Consider the following 15,278-nt stretch of genomic DNA (forward strand, 5'->3'; position numbering starts at 1 on the left):
AAGGTGAAAAACCTTTTCAATACCATAAATTATTTCTCATGGAGCAAGAGCAGAAGTTTAAGTTCAACACCGTTGAGGAAGCCATAGAAGACATAAGAAAGGGCAAGATGGTTATAGTCGTTGACGATCCCGACCGTGAAAACGAGGGAGACCTCGTAATGGCCGCGGAGAAGGTAACACCCGAGGCTATTAACTTTATGGCTAAATACGGAAGGGGGCTGATATGTCTTTCCTTAACTCCTGAAAGGTGTGAAGAGCTTGACCTTCACCCGATGACCCCTATGAACACCGACCCCAAAGGAACTTACTTCTGCGTTTCTATAGATGCCCACCCTAAACACGGAACTACAACGGGTATATCAGCCTACGACAGGGCCATAACTATAAAGCTCGCCATATCTCCCGATGCAAAACCTTCCGATTTCGTAAGGCCCGGACACGTGTTTCCCCTAAAGGCAAGGCCCGGAGGAGTTCTTGAGAGGGCGGGACACACTGAGGCTTCCGTTGACCTTGCAAGACTTGCAGGACTTTACCCGGCGGGGGTTATATGCGAGATAATGAAGGACGACGGAACTATGGCGAGACTGCCCGACCTTATGGAGTTTGCCAAGAAGCACAACCTCAAGATAATAACCATTGCGGACCTCATAAAATACAGGCTGAGGAAGGAAACCCTTGTTGAGAGGGTTGCAACCGCACACCTTCCCACGCCTTGGGGTGTTTTCAAGATTCATGCCTACAGACATAAACTCACTGGTAGTGAACAGGTAGCCCTCTCAATGGGAGAATGGAGGGAGGACGAACCCGTCCTTGTAAGGGTTCATTCAGAATGTTTGACGGGTGACGTTTTCCGTTCCTTCAGGTGTGATTGCAGGCCCCAGCTTGAGAAAGCCCTTGAAATGATAGCCAAGGAAGGTAAGGGAGTTCTCGTCTACATTCTCGGACACGAAGGGAGGGGAATAGGTATAGCGAACAAGATAAAGGCTTACGAGCTCCAGGAGAAGGGATACGATACCGTTGAGGCTAACGAAAAGCTCGGATATCCTCCAGACCTTAGGGATTACGGAATAGGTGCTCAGATACTGAGGGACCTCGGGGTCAGAAAGATGAAGCTGATGACGAATAACCCGAGAAAGATAGTAGCTCTTGAAGGCTTCGGCCTTGAAGTTGTTGACCGTGTTCCCATAAAGATAGAACCTAACGAGTATAACAGGGTTTACCTACAGGTGAAAAAGGATAAGCTCGGTCACCTCTTTTAAAATCTTCTTTATGCATATCCTCCTCGTAGGCCTCGGAAATATGGGGTTAAAGTATCTTAAAAAGCTTGAGGAGTTGGGCTTAAAGCCCGTTTTGTGTGATACAAACCCCGAAAAAAGGGATAACGCAAAGGATTACCCCTTTTACTGCCATTTGGGGGATATTAAGGAAGATGTAAGCCACGCAATAATTGCCATAAACCCCGAAGAACACGTAAAGGTTGCAAATGAACTTCTGAACAAAGGAGTAAGGGTTTTGCTTGAAAAGCCTCCTGCAAGAACGAGCGAGGAGTTTGCCGAGATATACCGAAACCCTAACCTTGAGATATCCGAGATAGAGCTTTACTCTGAAGCGGTAAAGAACTTTCCCCATAATGTAGAACCTAAAGAGATACTCATAGAGAGGTTGAACAGGGGAAAGGGATACATAAACCCACTCTGGGACCTTGCCTGGCACGACCTTTATATACTCCAGTATCTGTTCGGAAATGTTGAGGTTGAAGAGCTAAAAAGGGAAGGAAAGGTATGGGAACTTTCGGGAAAGGTAAAAAGTATTCCCTTCAGGCTAAGGGTTGCCTGGGAGTATCCCGAACAGATAAGAAGGTGGGTAGTAAAGACAAATAAAGGGGACCTAATTATGGATTTCTTAAAGGAGGAGTTAGTTTTCGGAAATCTAAGGAGAAGCAGGCTTTACGGGGATAAGTTAAGGGAGATGGTCCAAGACTTCGTAGAAGGAATAAGAAGGGAAGGAAGCAGAAAAAGGGCTATGGAAAACTTAAGAATTCTTGAAAGCTTAAAGGTTTAACCTTCCCTCTCGGCGGTTATGACAACGTTCTTAGGTGAGATAACCTTTTTATCCCTCTTTATCTTTACCTTTAAATCCCGGGAGAACTTATCCTTTAGATAACAGCACCAGCCTTCGTAAACCCCGAGCTCGTCTATTATAAACTGGTATTTTTCTCTGGGGTATTTCCCCTCGCAACAGGGCATAAGGACAGCAAGCTTTACGTTCTCATACCTATTTACGAGTTCTATGAACCTCTCCGAGAGTTCTCGGCATAGGTGTATACCCGTGAGGATAACCTTCTCTCCCGCTTCCCTAACGAGTTTTTCAAAGTCCTCACTCATTATATCTATATTTATGAACTCAACGTTCTTTAAATACTTCAAGTGTTCCCTGTCCGCTCCCTCGTCTATGTCAACGGATATAACCTTAGTTTTGGGATGCATAAGTCCCACGAGAGTTGTAAGAAACCCTTTTCCCGAACAGGCGTCTATAACGACGTGGGATGGATCTCTTATCAGGCGATCCTTTATTCTCTCCCTTACCGCCATAGCCTCGCTCACTTCCTTCCAGAAGGTGTTCTTTCGCCTGAGCTTCCTGAACTCGGGCCTCTCGTCTATAAGCTTCGCTATCCTTAACTTCTTAAAGCTCTGAACGTATGAGTTCCTTTCAAGTGTGGTAGTTTCCGCCATCAATATAAGATATTAATAAGGAGGTTAGCAAATGCTACTGAACCTGGAGGTAAGAACTCAGTTAAAGGATTTGGCTCAAAAGGAGTTTAAGGAACCCGTGAGCGTCAAGCTCTTTTCCCAAGCGATAGGTTGTGAATCCTGCCAGACTGCGGAGGAGCTTCTTAAGGAGACCGTTGATGTTATCGGTGAAGCTGTAGGAAAGGATAAGATAAAGCTTGATATACTTTCACCCTTTGTAAACAAGGAAGAGGTTGAGAAATACAAAATAGACAGGGTTCCCACAATAGTTATAGAAGGGGACAAGGACTACGGGATAAGGTATATAGGACTTCCCGCAGGCCTTGAATTTACGACCCTTATAAACGGAATATTCCATGTATCCCAGAGAAAGCCCCAGCTCTCCGAGAAAACGATAGAACTCCTAAAGGAGATAGACATCCCTATAGAGATATGGGTTTTCGTTACAACTTCCTGCGGATACTGTCCGACCGCGGCTATTATGTCTTGGGACTTTGCACTCGTCAGCGACCACATAACCTCAAAGGTTATAGACGCCTCGGAAAACCAGGATTTGGCGGAACAGTTCCAAGTAGTAGGTGTTCCGAAGATAGTCATAAACAGAGGTGTGGCGGAATTCGTCGGAGCTCAACCGGAAAACGCATTCCTGGGCTACGTTATGGCTGTATACGAAAAGCTAAAGAGAGAACAGGAAAGTAAATGAAGATTTTTAAGTTCTTTAAGAAGAAGAAGGAAGAGGTTTTATGGACCAAGTGTCCGAACTGTAAGAGTCTTTTATACGTTCCGGACCTTGAGAGAAACCTAAAAGTTTGCCCGAACTGCGATTATCACTTCACCCTTACCGCAAGGGAGAGGATAAGGTTTACCCTTGATGAGGAAGAAACCGAGTTCTTATTTGAGGATATACTCCCCACTGACCCCCTGAACTTTAAAGACACAAAGAGTTACAGGGATAGGTTAAAGAAAGCTCAGGAAGAAACAGGTTTAACCGAGGCCATAGTGATAACCGAGGGACACATAAAGGGAAAGAAGGTTATACTCGCAGTAATGGACTTTAACTTTATAGGGGGAAGTATGGGGTCCGTTGTGGGGGAGAGATTCTTCAGGGCCTGTGAGAGAGCAGCGGAAACGAAAACGCCCCTTGTATCCTTTGCCGCTTCCGGCGGTGCGAGGATGCAGGAGGGAATACTCTCTTTAATGCAGATGGCAAAAACGACCTTCGGTGTAGGGCTTTTAAAAAGGGAAGGGGTTCCTTACATAAGCGTCCTTACCAATCCAACTATGGGCGGAGTTTCCGCAAGCTTTGCCTTTTTAGGGGACGTTATCATAGCGGAACCGAAAGCGTTAATAGGTTTTGCGGGACCCCGTGTAATTGAGCAAACTATAAAACAGAAACTACCCGAAGACTTTCAGACCTCCGAGTTTCTACTTGAAAAGGGACAGATAGACATGGTTGTTCACAGAAAAGATATGAAAGACACCCTTTCTTACCTGCTTGAGGTTTTACACTACTCTGAGAAGTGTTCCGTCTGACCCCGGTCATTTTCCCCTGTTTATCTTTCCCTATCTTTTCCGTTATGGATAATCTTTACGAACTTGCTGTTAACTTCGGAAGGTTTATAGCGGAAAGGGACGAGATTCACGTTGATGAGATAGATGAGGAAACTGTTCAAAAAGCCATTGAGGAGTTCGTAAGACAGGTCCTGAAGGGAAAGTCCCTTACTGACGAGGAGCTTTCCCTCGTCCAGGTCGCTCTTGAGGAGGGAATGTATGACGGTGCAACGGTGAACGAGATGGAAGGCTAAAATAACTTTATGATTAGAATCGTAGTTCCCGCAACTACGACAAATTTCGGAAGCGGGTTTGACGCTTTCGGTCTTGCCCTTAACCTGCAAAATACTTTTTATGTAGAAACTTCAGAGAGATACGAGGTAAGTATTGAGGGATACTCCGAAGGAATACCGAAGAACGAAAATAATCTATTCATAAAGGTTTACAAAAGAGTTTTTGAGTATTTAAGGGAAAAAGAAGTTCCGATAAAGCTTCACCAGGTTAACAACGTTCCCCCCGCAAGGGGGCTCGGTTCTTCTGCTACCGCAATTGTAGGAGCCATTGAAGGAGCTTTAAAAGTTATCGGAAAGAGTCTAAGTCTTGAGGATAAACTAAGGATAGCTTTTGAGTTTGAACCTCATCCCGATAATATACTCCCCGCATTCGTTGGGGGGTTTACAGTTTGTGCTACTAACGGGTCCCTTGTGTACAAAAAAATCACATTCCCCGAAGAGTTAAAGCTCATTTTCTTCGTTCCCGAATACGAGGTAAAGACCTCCGACGCAAGGAAGGTATTACCAAAAGATGTTTCTATAAGGGACGCCGTTTTCAATCTACAGCGTTCAGCCCTCTTTGTAGCCTCACTCATCACGAAGGATTTCGGTCTTCTTAGGGAAGCGGTAAAGGATAAAATTCACCAGCCTTACAGAAAAAAGCTCGTTAAGGGTTTTGAGGAAGCTGTAAAACTCTCTTATGAGCTTGGAGCCCTTGCCACGTTTTTGAGCGGAGCAGGCCCTACGATATGTTCCATAACGTTACAAAACGAGGGAACGATAAGAGAAAGGGTAAAGGAAACTATTGAAAAAGCCTGCGGTTGTCGTGTTGAGACAATGCTCCTGAAGGCTAACAACGAAGGTGTTAAAGTTTACGGCTGACCTTCTCAAGGTAAGCCTCTTTTAACTTTGTGAAACTGTTTTCCTCTATAGCTTTTCTTATCTCCTCCATCATCTTCAGATAAAACCTTAAGTTATGAATGGTGTTGAGGACGTATGAGGATATCTCCTCGGATACGAATAGATGTCTCAGGTAGGCCTTTGAAAAGTTTCTACAGGTATAGCAGTCACACTCCGGGTCAAGGGGAGTGAAGTCCTCTTTCCACTTTGAGTGTCTTATATCAACAACACCCTGGGAGGTGTAAAGGGTTCCCGTTCTTGCGTTTCTTGTGGGAACTACACAGTCAAACATGTCAACCCCTCTCTCTACGGCTTCAAGGATATCCTCGGGCTTCCCGACTCCCATTAGATACCTGGGTTTTTCTTCGGGAAGTAGCTCGCAGACAACTTCCGTCATCTCATACATTATCTCTTTAGGTTCGCCTACCGAAAGACCTCCTATAGAGTACCCAAAGAGGGACTTATCAAACTTTAGGGTTTCCTCAACGGCCTCCTTTCTCAGGTCCTCCCAGAATGCACCCTGAACTATACCAAAAAGAACCTGGTCTTCCCTTCTCTTTGCCCTTATACTCCTCTCAAGCCACCTTATGGTTCTATCAAGGGCTTCCCTTGCGTATTCTTTCGTTGTCGGATACTCAACGCATTCATCAAGGGGCATAATTATGTCCGACCCGAACACCTCCTGAATTTCTATAACCCTTTCGGGTGTAAAGAAATGCTTGTCTCCCTGAAGATGGTCCTGAAACTCAACACCTTCCTCAGTTATCCTAACCTTCGCTTTCCTGTTTCCGAACCGTCCCTTTGCGAGGGAAAAAACTTGATAACCCCCGCTATCTGTGAGAATAGGTTTATCCCAACCTATAAAGCTGTGAAGTCCTCCCGCCTTTTTTATAAACTCGGTCCCCGGCCTGAGGTATAAGTGATAAGTGTTTCCGAGGATTATCTGGGTTCCTATCTCTTCAAGTAGCTTGTGTATCATAGCTTTAACTGTTCCCTGTGTTCCCACGGGCATAAAAACAGGGGTTTCTATAACACCGTGAGGGGTGTAAAGCCTTCCCCTTCTCGCCTTTCCGTCCTTTTTTATCAGGTAGAAACGAAACATAAACCAAATGATACTAAAGCTTTTCTTCAAGGAACTTTATAAACTCCTCTTCGGGAAGAGGTTTTGAGAAGTAATACCCCTGCCCGTAGTTACAACCGAGCTCCCTCAAAATTTCAAGCTGCTCTTTTGTCTCTATACCTTCCGCAACCGTTTTAAGGTTAAAGATTTTCGCAAGTAGTATTATCGCCTTAACCATCTTAATGTTGTCCTCTTCCTCCGTTAAGTTTTTTATAAAGGACATATCTATCTTAAGTGCGTATGCCGGTATTCTCTTGAGGTAAGAGAGGGAAGCGTATTTAGTTCCGAAGTCGTCTATGTATATTTTTATCCCTTTCTCCTTTATTTTATTTAGTAAGTTTATAGCTTTTTTAGGGTTTTCCATTATCGCCCCTTCGGTAACTTCAAACTCAATAAGGCTAACACTTTCTCCGCACAGTTTAAGCTTTTCCTCAATATCTCTGAGGAAGCTATCACTCTTTAGCTGAACCGCCGAGATGTTAAGGGCTACGGGAATTTCAAGACTTTTAGACCTTAACTTGGTCAGGAAATTACATACTTCCTCAATAACCCATAAGCCCACTTTGTGTATGAGTGTTCCCTCTTCAAGTATGGGGATAAATTTACCCGGAGGAACTATTTCTCCCTTTCTCAACCACCTTATTAGCGCTTCCGCACCGATTACCCTTTCCGTTTTTAGGTCAACCTTCGGTTGATAGAAAAGCCTAAAATCCTTATTGTTCAAAGCTCTTATAAGCTCACTTCTTATGTATACCCTTTCTCTGAACTCTTCCGATACATCGCTTTTCTTTGAGGAAATGATATAGGTATTCCCGCCAAGTTCTTTAGCTTCCGATAGGGAACGAAGTGCAAGTGTGTAAACCTTTTCGGAGGAGCTTATATCGGCGGAATACTCAACCGCTCCTGCGGAAAAGGTTATGAATATACTCTTTCTGTTTACTTTGTATGGTTCTGCAGTAAGGAACTCAAGAAGTTCTTCTGTAAACTCCTCAAGGGTCTTATCAAGCTCTGTGAGTATTAAACCGAACTCGTCGTTCGTGATTCTTGCGGTAAATACACCGAAAACTTTAAGCCGTCTCGCAACCTCCCTTAGAATATTGTTTCCTACCTTATAACCGAAAGCGGCGTTTATCTCCGAGAAGTTATCAATATCCACGAGAACGAGAGCTTTAAACGAGCCGGTTTCTATAACTTTAGTAAGTTCTTTAAAAAAGGCAAATCTGTTAGGAAGTCCCGTAACTAAATCGGCTAAAGGCTTATCTTCTATGTCTTTTAAATGATTAACTAAAAAGTTAAGGTCGCTTGCTATTTCAAAAAGAAGAACCAGCTCGTCCTCCTCAAAGCCTTCCTTTCCCTCTTTGCCTACAACTAAAGTGTAATCTTCACCAAAAGGAATACATACCGATACAGATTCGGAGGAGAGTATTCCCTTTTCCGCTATAGGGCCGTTGTTCTTTTTAAAAATACCCGCATACTTAAATAAACCCTCTAAGGTTATTATTTTCACCGATTCTTTAAACACTTCTTCCAGCTCGTAATTTCTCGTCACAAGTCTGTTTATACCGCTCAGGATTGCGTATAGCTGCTGGCTCCTTTTTAATTCGCTCTTAGTTTTAAAAGTTTCCGCTTTCTCAAAAATACAAACCTCATAACCGCTTATACCGAGATTCTTCTTTTTGAAGGAAACGAGTATATACTCATCCCTTGCTGTAGCGAGAAAAGCTCTATTTTTCAAAGAGTAGTGAACAAGTTCTTTCACAGGTTTTCCGATAACTTCGTGTCTTTCGAAACCCGTTAGACGCTCAAAGGCGCTGTTCAGGTCTTTTATACTTTCCTCTTCTACTAAAATACTTGCGAAGGGAAGGGAATCAAAAATTTTCTTGTATAGCTCTCCCTCTTTCAACCTAAATACATAATTTACAGCATTTTATAGAATTTTCCAGAATAAACATTGCGGAAAATTTCCGTATAGAAACATACCTTTAAGATTAAGGAAGGTGATGTTTGAGAAAGAAAACTTACGTTTTTGACGAGAAGACGTTAAAAGTTTTATCCGAATTGAGAGAAAAACTCGGAAAGAAAGAAGTCCAGATAATTAAGGAAGCCCTACTCCACTATTACGATATGGTTAAAGGAGAAAGCCTTGAAGATAGGATTAATAGACTCGAGGAAAGAATTGGTGAGCTTGAAAGAAGAGTTGAAACACTGGAAGAAAAACTTAGCCGTATAAAATCTTCCTGAGCTTGACCATCTCCTCAAGGGGAATCTGACCGGGTGCAAAGGATTTTCCGAGTGATGCGTAAGTTATTGCGGAACCGAATACGTAACCTGCAACCCTTGAAACTCTTCCGTAATTCCCCATAGCTATAACTATCTTTTCACCCTCAATCTGTCTTGATATACAAAGTAATCTTGCTACGTCCTCGTAGGAGTTCGCCTTTACAGCTATCTTTGGTATACCTCCGAACCTGTATCCCTCCCTTAAAACTTCCCTTATTATCCAGTTGGGCGGTGTGAGTTCAAAGTTGTGGTAAGAAATTATGAGCTTACCCTTCCCTTTAATGAGATTATGAAGCTTTACTATAAGAGCTTTTTGTGAGAGTTCAACGTCCGTATAATCGCTGAGAGGTGCCAGCTCCTCAAATATTTCCTCCCTGTTTCTTACCTCTTTCCCTCCCTCTTCGGGAATACGAACAGTAAGGATAGTTTTAAGCCCGTTGTCTTTAACCTCAAGCAGCCTTTCCCTCACATAATTAACAGAGGTATCCGAAAACTGGTCTACCCTTAGTTCTACTACGTCAGCCCCTTTCTCCTTTGCCTCCCTAACCTTTTCCGAAAAATCTTTATCGTCAAGAGGAACGGCTATAAGCATTTACTTTTGCTCTTCCTGTTGTTTTGCTATCTCTTCTTCCGGTCTCCTTGCCCTTTGGAGAATCTTTACCACTACCCATCTTTTCGTCTTTGAAAGAGGCCTTGTTTCTCTAATCATAACTATATCTCCCACCCTGCACTCGTTATGCTCATCGTGGGCGTGATACTTTTTGCTCTTCACTATATGCTTACCGTAAAGTGGGTGGGGAACTCTCCTGTCAACCCTAACAACTACGGTCTTATCCATTTTATCGCTAACAACTACACCAACGAGGTGTTTCCTCTTTTCATGCCACTTTTTCTCCTTCTTTTGCTCCGTCATTACTGCTCACCTCTCAGCTGTTTTTCCCTTATAACCGTTAAAACTCTCGCTATGTTCCTCTTAACTTTTCTCATTTCCATAGGATTCTCAAGACCTTGAACTTGTTTTTTAAAACGGAGTCTTAAAAGCTCCATCTTAAGCTCGTCAAGAAGCTCCTCAAGCTCCTTTATACTTTTCTTTCTTATATCCTCAAGAAACTTCTTCCTTTCCCTTTCCCACATGGTTTTTCACCTCAATACTTGAAGGTAAATTCCCCATATTTCACAAGTCTTACGGGTATGGGTAGCTTAGAAGCCGCTATTCTAAACGCTTCTTGCGCCACGTCTTCGGGCACTCCCGTAAACTCAAAGAGTATCCTTCCGGGTTTTACTACCGCAACAAATCCCTCGGGGTCACCTTTTCCTCCACCCATTCTCACTTCGTTAGGTTTTTTGGTATAAGGCTTATCGGGGAATATCCTTATCCATACCTTTGCACCTTTTTTAAGGCTCCTCACGAGAGCCACCCTCACAGCTTCTATCTGTTGTTGGGTTATCCACGCACGGTCAAGAGCCTGTATTCCGTATTCACCGAAGGCGAGTTTATTACCTCTGAAGGCTTTACCCTTAAGGGTTCCCCTTCTTTGCTTTCTCCACCTTACCTTTTTCGGCTGGAGATACATCTCTTAACCCTCCTTTGCCGCTTGTTTGATTTCTTCTTCAATCTTCTTAAGGATTTCCTCTTTAACGCCTTTAAGAACGTCTCCCTTGTATATCCAAACCTTTACGCTTAGTATTCCGTATTTCGTGTAAGCGGTTGCAAATCCGTAATCTATATCCGCCCTAAGCGTTTGAAGAGGCATCCTTCCAACGAGGAACCACTCTTTCCTTGCGAGCTCAGCTCCTCCTATCCTTCCCTTGACCTGAACCTTTACACCTTTTGCCCCCGCCTTTAGTGCATTGTCTATGGCTCTCTTCATAGCCCTTCTGTGAGAAACCCTTCTTTCTATTTGGAGGGCTATATCTTCCGCAACAAGTTGAGCGTCCAGTTCGGGGACTTTTACCTCAAGAACGGATATGCTTATCTCCTTTCCGGGGAGCATTCTTTCTATGTTTTTTTTGAGTCTGTCTACCTCTTGACCTCTTCTTCCGATAACTATTGCGGGCTTTGCGGTGTGTATCTTTATCCTTACCTTGTCAACGATTCTCTCTATCTCAACCTTTGAAACACCTGCGACCTTATACCTCTTCTTTATGTAGTTCTTTATCTTGAGGTCTTCGTGAAGAAGCTTTGCGTAATCCTTCTTAGGAGCATACCACTTTGAAGGCCAGTCTTTAATAACACCTAACCTGAAGCCTATCGGGTGTGTTTTCTGACCCATGCTTACTCTTCCTCCTTACCTTCGGGCTTTTCCTCCAGAATTATTGTAATATGGGATAACCTTTTCCTAACCATTGTAGCCCTTCCGTGAGCCCTTGGTATCCACTTCTTAAGTATGGGCCCTCTGTCCGCAACAGCTTTCTTGATATAAAGCCTGTCAAGGTCCAAACCCTTCTGTTCGGCGTTCGCTATAGCACTTTTTAGGAGCTTTTCCGCAATTCTCGCAGCCCTTTTTGGAATTACCTTAAGGAGGTAAAGGGCTTCTCCTACGTCCTTCCCGTGGATTTCCCTTAAGACAAGTCTTGCCTTCAAGGGGGAAATGTGGGCATACCTGAGTATTGCTATAGCCTGATTCGGTTTGTAGCCTTCCCTTTGGGATTTGTCTTTTATCTTAAGCTGTCCCATGGCTTTTCACCTCACTTCTTCTTAACAACCTTTGCGGTCTTATCAGGGTGGCCTTTAAAGGTTCTCGTTGGTGCAAACTCCCCTAGCTTGTGTCCAACCATATCCTGGGTTATGTAAACGGGTATGAAGGTTTTTCCGTTGTGAACCGCTATCGTGTGTCCGACGAACTCGGGTATAATAGTCGTAGCCCTTGAGTAGGTTCTCACTACCTTTCTCTCCCCTGCTTCGTTCATCTTCCTGATTCTCATCCAGAGTTTGGGGTCTACGTAAGCTTTCTTCTCTGTCACCTGTTTGTATTGGGCGTATATCTCCTCGTACTTTCTCACTCTATTTGTGATTATCTCAAGTGCTCTCACTTCCGCCTGGACTTTGTTTACTTCTCTGATAAGCTCTTTAAGCTGCTCGTCTCCTTCAGCATCTATCTGAGGTTTTCCTTTATGAGCTTCCCTGAGTTGCTTTTTCAGGTTTTCAAGAACCTGTTTTCTCTCTTCAAGAAGCTCCTCAAGGTCCCTGAGGCTCGTCTTTCCCTTTAGGAGTTCAAAGGAACCGTATCTCTTTATAGCTTCCCTCACGAGTTTATAAGCCCTCTGGAGTTTCTTGTAAAGCCTATAATACTCTTCCGGATTTTCTATTAACCTGTTTCTTTTGTTCCAGGCACCTTTAAAGCCCATCTTTCAATCCTCCTTTATAATGGCTTTCCGTCTCTTCTCGTCACGATAAACTTATCGGAGTACTTCTTACCTCTTCTTGTCTTATATCCCTTCGTCTTCCATCCCCAAGGAGACTCGGGGTGTTTTCCTCTTGTTCTACCCTCACCACCACCGTGGGGGTGGTCAACGGGGTTCATAGCTGTTCCCCTTGTGTGAGGTCTCCACCCGAGCCATCTTGCCCTTCCCGCTTTTCCGAGCTTGATGAGCTCGTGTTCCGCAAGACCAACCCTTCCTATCGTTGCCATACACCTTTCGTGAATCATTCTCACCTCACCCGAGGGCATTCTTACGAGAACATATCCCTTTTTTGTGGACCTTCCGAGAACTTGGGCCCACGTTCCCGCAGCCCTTGCTATCTGTCCGCCCTTTCCGGGCATAAACTCTATGTTGTGAATTATCGTTCCCTCGGGTATGTATTTAAGGGGCATTGCGTTTCCGGGCTTTATCTCCGGGAGGGGTTTTCCGGCTTCAGCATCCTCCCAGCTTATGGATACCACCGTATCACCCACCTTCAGGCCCTCGGGCCAGATGATATACCTCTTTTCACCATCTGCGTAATGGAGAAGACATATCCTCGCACTCCTGAATGGGTCATACTCTATTGAAACAACCTTAGCGGGAACTAAGCTTTTATCCCTTTTGAAGTCTATAATTCTGTAAAGCTTTTTATGTCCTCCACCTCTGTGTCTCGCGGTTATATTTCCCCTTTGCCTAGACCTTCCCTTAGCCCTGTGCCACCACTTTAAGAGGGATTTTTCGGGCTCAACCTTGTTTTTCTTTACGAGAACCAGCTCCTTTCCTTTTCTTACTAATTTCTCTATTTCTTCAAAGTCGTAAAGAACCGCGTGTCTCGTTCCGTTCGTTACGGGCTTTAACTTTCTAACACCCATCTTTTACACCTCACTTTTGAGCAAACTCAAGGATGTCTATTTTATACCCCTTCTCAAGGGTAACAATTGCCTTCTTCCACTTCTTCGTAGTTCCATATTGTCTGAACTTGTTCCAAACCCTCTTCTTCTTCGGTTTAACAATCATAGTGTTAACTTTCTTAACCTTTACGTTAAAGAGTTTCTCCACTGCTTGCTTTATTTCAGGCTTTGAAGCATCAAGTGCAACCTCAAAGGTGTATTTATTGTAATCCTCCATAAGTCTGTTACTTTTCTCCGTTATTATAGGTCTTATCAGTATCTCCCAGGGTTTTCTTTGACTCATGACTTTATGCCTCCACCTTTTTGTATATTCTGTCAAGGCAGTCTTTATGAATTACGAGTTTATTGGCCCAAAGAACGTCGTAAACGTTCAAACCTTCCGGAAGTAAAACCCTAACGTTCTGAAGGTTTCTAAAAGATTTGTAAAGCACTTCGTTCTTTTCAGGGATAACGACCAGGACCTTCTCCTTATCAACACCGAGATTTTTGAGAAACTCAACCGCCTTCTTTGTTTTGGGCTGTTCTCCGAGGTTTATGTTATCAACAAATATAATAGCGTTATTCTGAGCCTTGTCCGATAAGGCCATCTTAAGCCCGAGTTTTCTTACCTTCTTGGGAAGGGGATACTCGTAATCCCTCGGTTTCGGACCGTGGGCCACACCGCCGCCTACGAATATGTTTACACCCCTCTCACCGTGTCTCGCGTTACCCGTTCCCTTTTGGGGAAGTATCTTTCTGCCGGAGTATGCAACCTCTCCCCTGGTCTTTGTTGAGTGGGTTCCCTGTCTTCTTTTTGCTAGTTGCCACTTTACAACTTCCCATAAAACGTGTTTTTTAACTTTAACATTAAATACGTCGTCCCTTACCTCAACGTCTCCTATCTTCATGATTCGGCCACCTCTTTCGCTTCTTCTTTAATAAGGTTCTCGACTATAAACTGGAGTCTCTTCTGCTTTAGCTTTTGGCTCTTTCTGTATGCGATGGTTGACTGTTCAACTACAACGATACCCTTGTTGTGTCCGGGAACGGAACCTTTAACGAGAATTACGTTTTCTTCGGGAAGCACGTCAACAACAAATAAACCCTGAACCCTAACGGGTTTTGCTCCGTAGTGTCCGGGCATTTTCTTTCCTTTCCATACCCTTCCCGGGTCCGTCCTTTGCCCTATCGCACCGACAGCCCTATGGTATCTGTGCCCGTGGGACTTTGGAAATCCGGAAAAGTCCCATCTTTTCATAACACCTGCAAAGCCCCTTCCCTTAGATATACCCCATACGTCCACAAGGTCACCGGGCTTGAAAACATCCTGAACCTTGAGTTCCTGACCCGACTTGAACTCTTCGGGATTATCCACCCTGAACTCCCACAGTCTCCTCAAAAGGGGAACTCCGTGTTTTTTGAAGTGTCCTATAAGGGGCTTTGTGAGGTGTTTTTCCTTCGCTTCGTATGCACCGACCTGGATGGCGTTATACCCGTCCTTCGTGTTTACGGACTTTACCTGAACGACGTAGTTCACGGGAAACTTTATAACGGTAACGGGAACTGCTGTCCCGTCTTTCAGTAAAACGCGAGTCATTCCTACTTTTTCACCGATTAAACCCAGAGGCATCTCCCTAACCTCTCATCTTTACTTCTACGTCAACACCGGCCGGAAGGTTTATTTCCATAAGGGCTTCTATCGTCTGAGGGGTGAACCTCGTTATGTCTATTATCCTTGAGAACTCTCTTATCTCAAAGTGTTCCCTTGATTGGTCAAACTTGTGAGGAGAGCGAAGCACACACCACTTTCTCTTTCTTGTGGGAAGGGGAATGGGGCCCCTCACGACCCCGCCGGTTCTCTTAACCGTTTCTATTATCTGTTTAACCGATTGGTCAAGAACTCTGTGGTCAAAAGCCTTAAGCTTTATCCTTATTTTCTCCTGCTCCATCTTTAAACTCCTCAGTCAAGGATTTTAGTAACAACACCCGCACCGACAGTTTTTCCGCCTTCCCTTATCGCAAACCTAAGCCCTTCCTCCAGCGCCACAGGTGCTATAAGCTCAACCTCAAGCTCCACATTGTCCCCGGGCATAACCATCTCTACTCCTTC

General features: G+C 44.1%; 23 protein-coding genes. 7 read left to right on the forward strand and 16 right to left on the reverse strand.

The window, feature by feature from the left end:
- The first annotated feature begins 38 nt into the window (after positions 1–38).
- Positions 39–1,259 (forward strand): bifunctional 3,4-dihydroxy-2-butanone-4-phosphate synthase/GTP cyclohydrolase II, encoded by a 1,221-nt coding sequence (locus tag ACWB1W_RS03030; protein WP_479369922.1) that lies wholly within the window; start codon positions 39–41, stop codon positions 1,257–1,259.
- A 10-nt stretch (positions 1,260–1,269) separates the two neighbouring features.
- A complete protein-coding gene (locus ACWB1W_RS03035; protein ID WP_479369923.1) occupies positions 1,270–2,061 on the forward strand; it encodes a Gfo/Idh/MocA family oxidoreductase in 792 nt (263 codons plus the stop codon).
- Here the strand turns inward: ACWB1W_RS03035 and ACWB1W_RS03040 are convergent.
- Positions 2,058–2,732 (reverse strand): methyltransferase, encoded by a 675-nt coding sequence (locus ACWB1W_RS03040; protein ID WP_479369924.1) that lies wholly within the window; start codon positions 2,730–2,732, stop codon positions 2,058–2,060. The genes ACWB1W_RS03035 and ACWB1W_RS03040 overlap by 4 nt on opposite strands.
- Before the next feature lie 31 nt (positions 2,733–2,763).
- On the opposite strand from ACWB1W_RS03040, the gene pdo reads away from it, so the two are divergent.
- From pdo to thrB, 4 genes are read left to right on the forward strand one after another with little or no spacing between them, the layout of a single operon-like run.
- Entirely contained in the window at positions 2,764–3,453 is a 690-nt protein-coding gene (pdo, locus tag ACWB1W_RS03045) for a protein disulfide oxidoreductase (protein ID WP_479369925.1), read from the forward strand.
- Positions 3,450–4,283: an acetyl-CoA carboxylase, carboxyltransferase subunit beta gene (gene accD / locus ACWB1W_RS03050; RefSeq protein ID WP_479369926.1), complete on the forward strand. Its 834-nt coding sequence runs from the start codon at positions 3,450–3,452 to the stop codon at positions 4,281–4,283. Before pdo ends, accD begins: the two co-directional genes overlap by 4 nt.
- A gap of 44 nt (positions 4,284–4,327) precedes the next feature.
- Positions 4,328–4,555: a hypothetical protein gene (locus ACWB1W_RS03055; protein WP_479369927.1), complete on the forward strand. Its 228-nt coding sequence runs from the start codon at positions 4,328–4,330 to the stop codon at positions 4,553–4,555.
- A gap of 9 nt (positions 4,556–4,564) precedes the next feature.
- The gene (gene thrB / locus ACWB1W_RS03060) at positions 4,565–5,455 is read left to right on the forward strand and encodes a homoserine kinase (protein ID WP_479369928.1); all 891 of its coding nucleotides are present in this window, start codon (positions 4,565–4,567) and stop codon (positions 5,453–5,455) included.
- Here the strand turns inward: thrB and tgt are convergent.
- Complete coding sequence (gene tgt, locus ACWB1W_RS03065) at positions 5,439–6,575, reverse strand: tRNA guanosine(34) transglycosylase Tgt (RefSeq protein ID WP_479369929.1); 1,137 nt, start codon at positions 6,573–6,575, stop codon at positions 5,439–5,441. The two genes, thrB and tgt, sit on opposite strands and share 17 nt — an antisense overlap.
- 13 nt (positions 6,576–6,588) lie before the next feature.
- On the reverse strand, positions 6,589–8,496 hold the full coding sequence (locus ACWB1W_RS03070; RefSeq protein WP_479369930.1) for a putative bifunctional diguanylate cyclase/phosphodiesterase: 1,908 nt from the start codon (positions 8,494–8,496) through the stop codon (positions 6,589–6,591).
- Between the two features lie 101 nt (positions 8,497–8,597).
- Here ACWB1W_RS03070 and ACWB1W_RS03075 point away from each other — a divergent pair, with 101 nt between their 5' ends.
- On the forward strand, positions 8,598–8,834 hold the full coding sequence (locus ACWB1W_RS03075) for a hypothetical protein (protein ID WP_479369931.1): 237 nt from the start codon (positions 8,598–8,600) through the stop codon (positions 8,832–8,834).
- On the opposite strand, the gene aroD is transcribed toward ACWB1W_RS03075, so the two are convergent.
- The 13 genes from aroD to ACWB1W_RS03140 form a co-directional block, all read right to left on the reverse strand.
- Positions 8,812–9,465, reverse strand: a complete 654-nt coding sequence (aroD, locus tag ACWB1W_RS03080) for a type I 3-dehydroquinate dehydratase (protein ID WP_479369932.1) — start codon at positions 9,463–9,465, stop codon at positions 8,812–8,814. The genes ACWB1W_RS03075 and aroD overlap by 23 nt on opposite strands.
- Entirely contained in the window at positions 9,466–9,786 is a 321-nt protein-coding gene (gene rpsQ / locus ACWB1W_RS03085; RefSeq protein ID WP_479369933.1) for a 30S ribosomal protein S17, read from the reverse strand.
- Positions 9,786–10,007 (reverse strand): 50S ribosomal protein L29, encoded by a 222-nt coding sequence (gene rpmC, locus ACWB1W_RS03090; RefSeq protein WP_459776029.1) that lies wholly within the window; start codon positions 10,005–10,007, stop codon positions 9,786–9,788. The genes rpsQ and rpmC overlap by 1 nt, the downstream gene beginning before the upstream one ends.
- Positions 10,008–10,018: 11 nt before the next feature.
- Positions 10,019–10,447 carry a 50S ribosomal protein L16 gene (gene rplP / locus ACWB1W_RS03095; protein ID WP_461831537.1) on the reverse strand — a complete coding sequence of 143 codons (429 nt, stop codon included), beginning with the start codon at positions 10,445–10,447 and terminating at the stop codon, positions 10,019–10,021.
- 3 nt (positions 10,448–10,450) lie between these two features.
- Entirely contained in the window at positions 10,451–11,146 is a 696-nt protein-coding gene (gene rpsC / locus ACWB1W_RS03100) for a 30S ribosomal protein S3 (protein ID WP_479369934.1), read from the reverse strand.
- A gap of 2 nt (positions 11,147–11,148) precedes the next feature.
- Entirely contained in the window at positions 11,149–11,550 is a 402-nt protein-coding gene (gene rplV, locus ACWB1W_RS03105) for a 50S ribosomal protein L22 (RefSeq protein ID WP_479369935.1), read from the reverse strand.
- 11 nt (positions 11,551–11,561) lie between these two features.
- A complete protein-coding gene (rpsS, locus tag ACWB1W_RS03110; RefSeq protein WP_479369941.1) occupies positions 11,562–11,858 on the reverse strand; it encodes a 30S ribosomal protein S19 in 297 nt (98 codons plus the stop codon).
- 377 nt (positions 11,859–12,235) lie between these two features.
- On the reverse strand, positions 12,236–13,150 hold the full coding sequence (gene rplB, locus ACWB1W_RS03115) for a 50S ribosomal protein L2 (RefSeq protein ID WP_479369936.1): 915 nt from the start codon (positions 13,148–13,150) through the stop codon (positions 12,236–12,238).
- A gap of 10 nt (positions 13,151–13,160) precedes the next feature.
- The gene (gene rplW / locus ACWB1W_RS03120; RefSeq protein ID WP_461831541.1) at positions 13,161–13,472 is read right to left on the reverse strand and encodes a 50S ribosomal protein L23; all 312 of its coding nucleotides are present in this window, start codon (positions 13,470–13,472) and stop codon (positions 13,161–13,163) included.
- A 4-nt stretch (positions 13,473–13,476) separates the two neighbouring features.
- The gene (rplD, locus tag ACWB1W_RS03125) at positions 13,477–14,076 is read right to left on the reverse strand and encodes a 50S ribosomal protein L4 (RefSeq protein WP_479369937.1); all 600 of its coding nucleotides are present in this window, start codon (positions 14,074–14,076) and stop codon (positions 13,477–13,479) included.
- Positions 14,073–14,798 (reverse strand): 50S ribosomal protein L3, encoded by a 726-nt coding sequence (gene rplC, locus ACWB1W_RS03130; RefSeq protein WP_479369938.1) that lies wholly within the window; start codon positions 14,796–14,798, stop codon positions 14,073–14,075. The genes rplD and rplC overlap by 4 nt, the downstream gene beginning before the upstream one ends.
- 4 nt (positions 14,799–14,802) lie before the next feature.
- Entirely contained in the window at positions 14,803–15,117 is a 315-nt protein-coding gene (gene rpsJ / locus ACWB1W_RS03135; protein WP_459776037.1) for a 30S ribosomal protein S10, read from the reverse strand.
- Between the two features lie 11 nt (positions 15,118–15,128).
- Positions 15,129–15,278 (reverse strand): EF-Tu C-terminal domain-related protein (locus ACWB1W_RS03140; RefSeq protein WP_479369942.1); only part of this gene is annotated, 150 nt, incomplete at its 5' end.

The organism is Aquifex sp., from assembly GCF_056494385.1.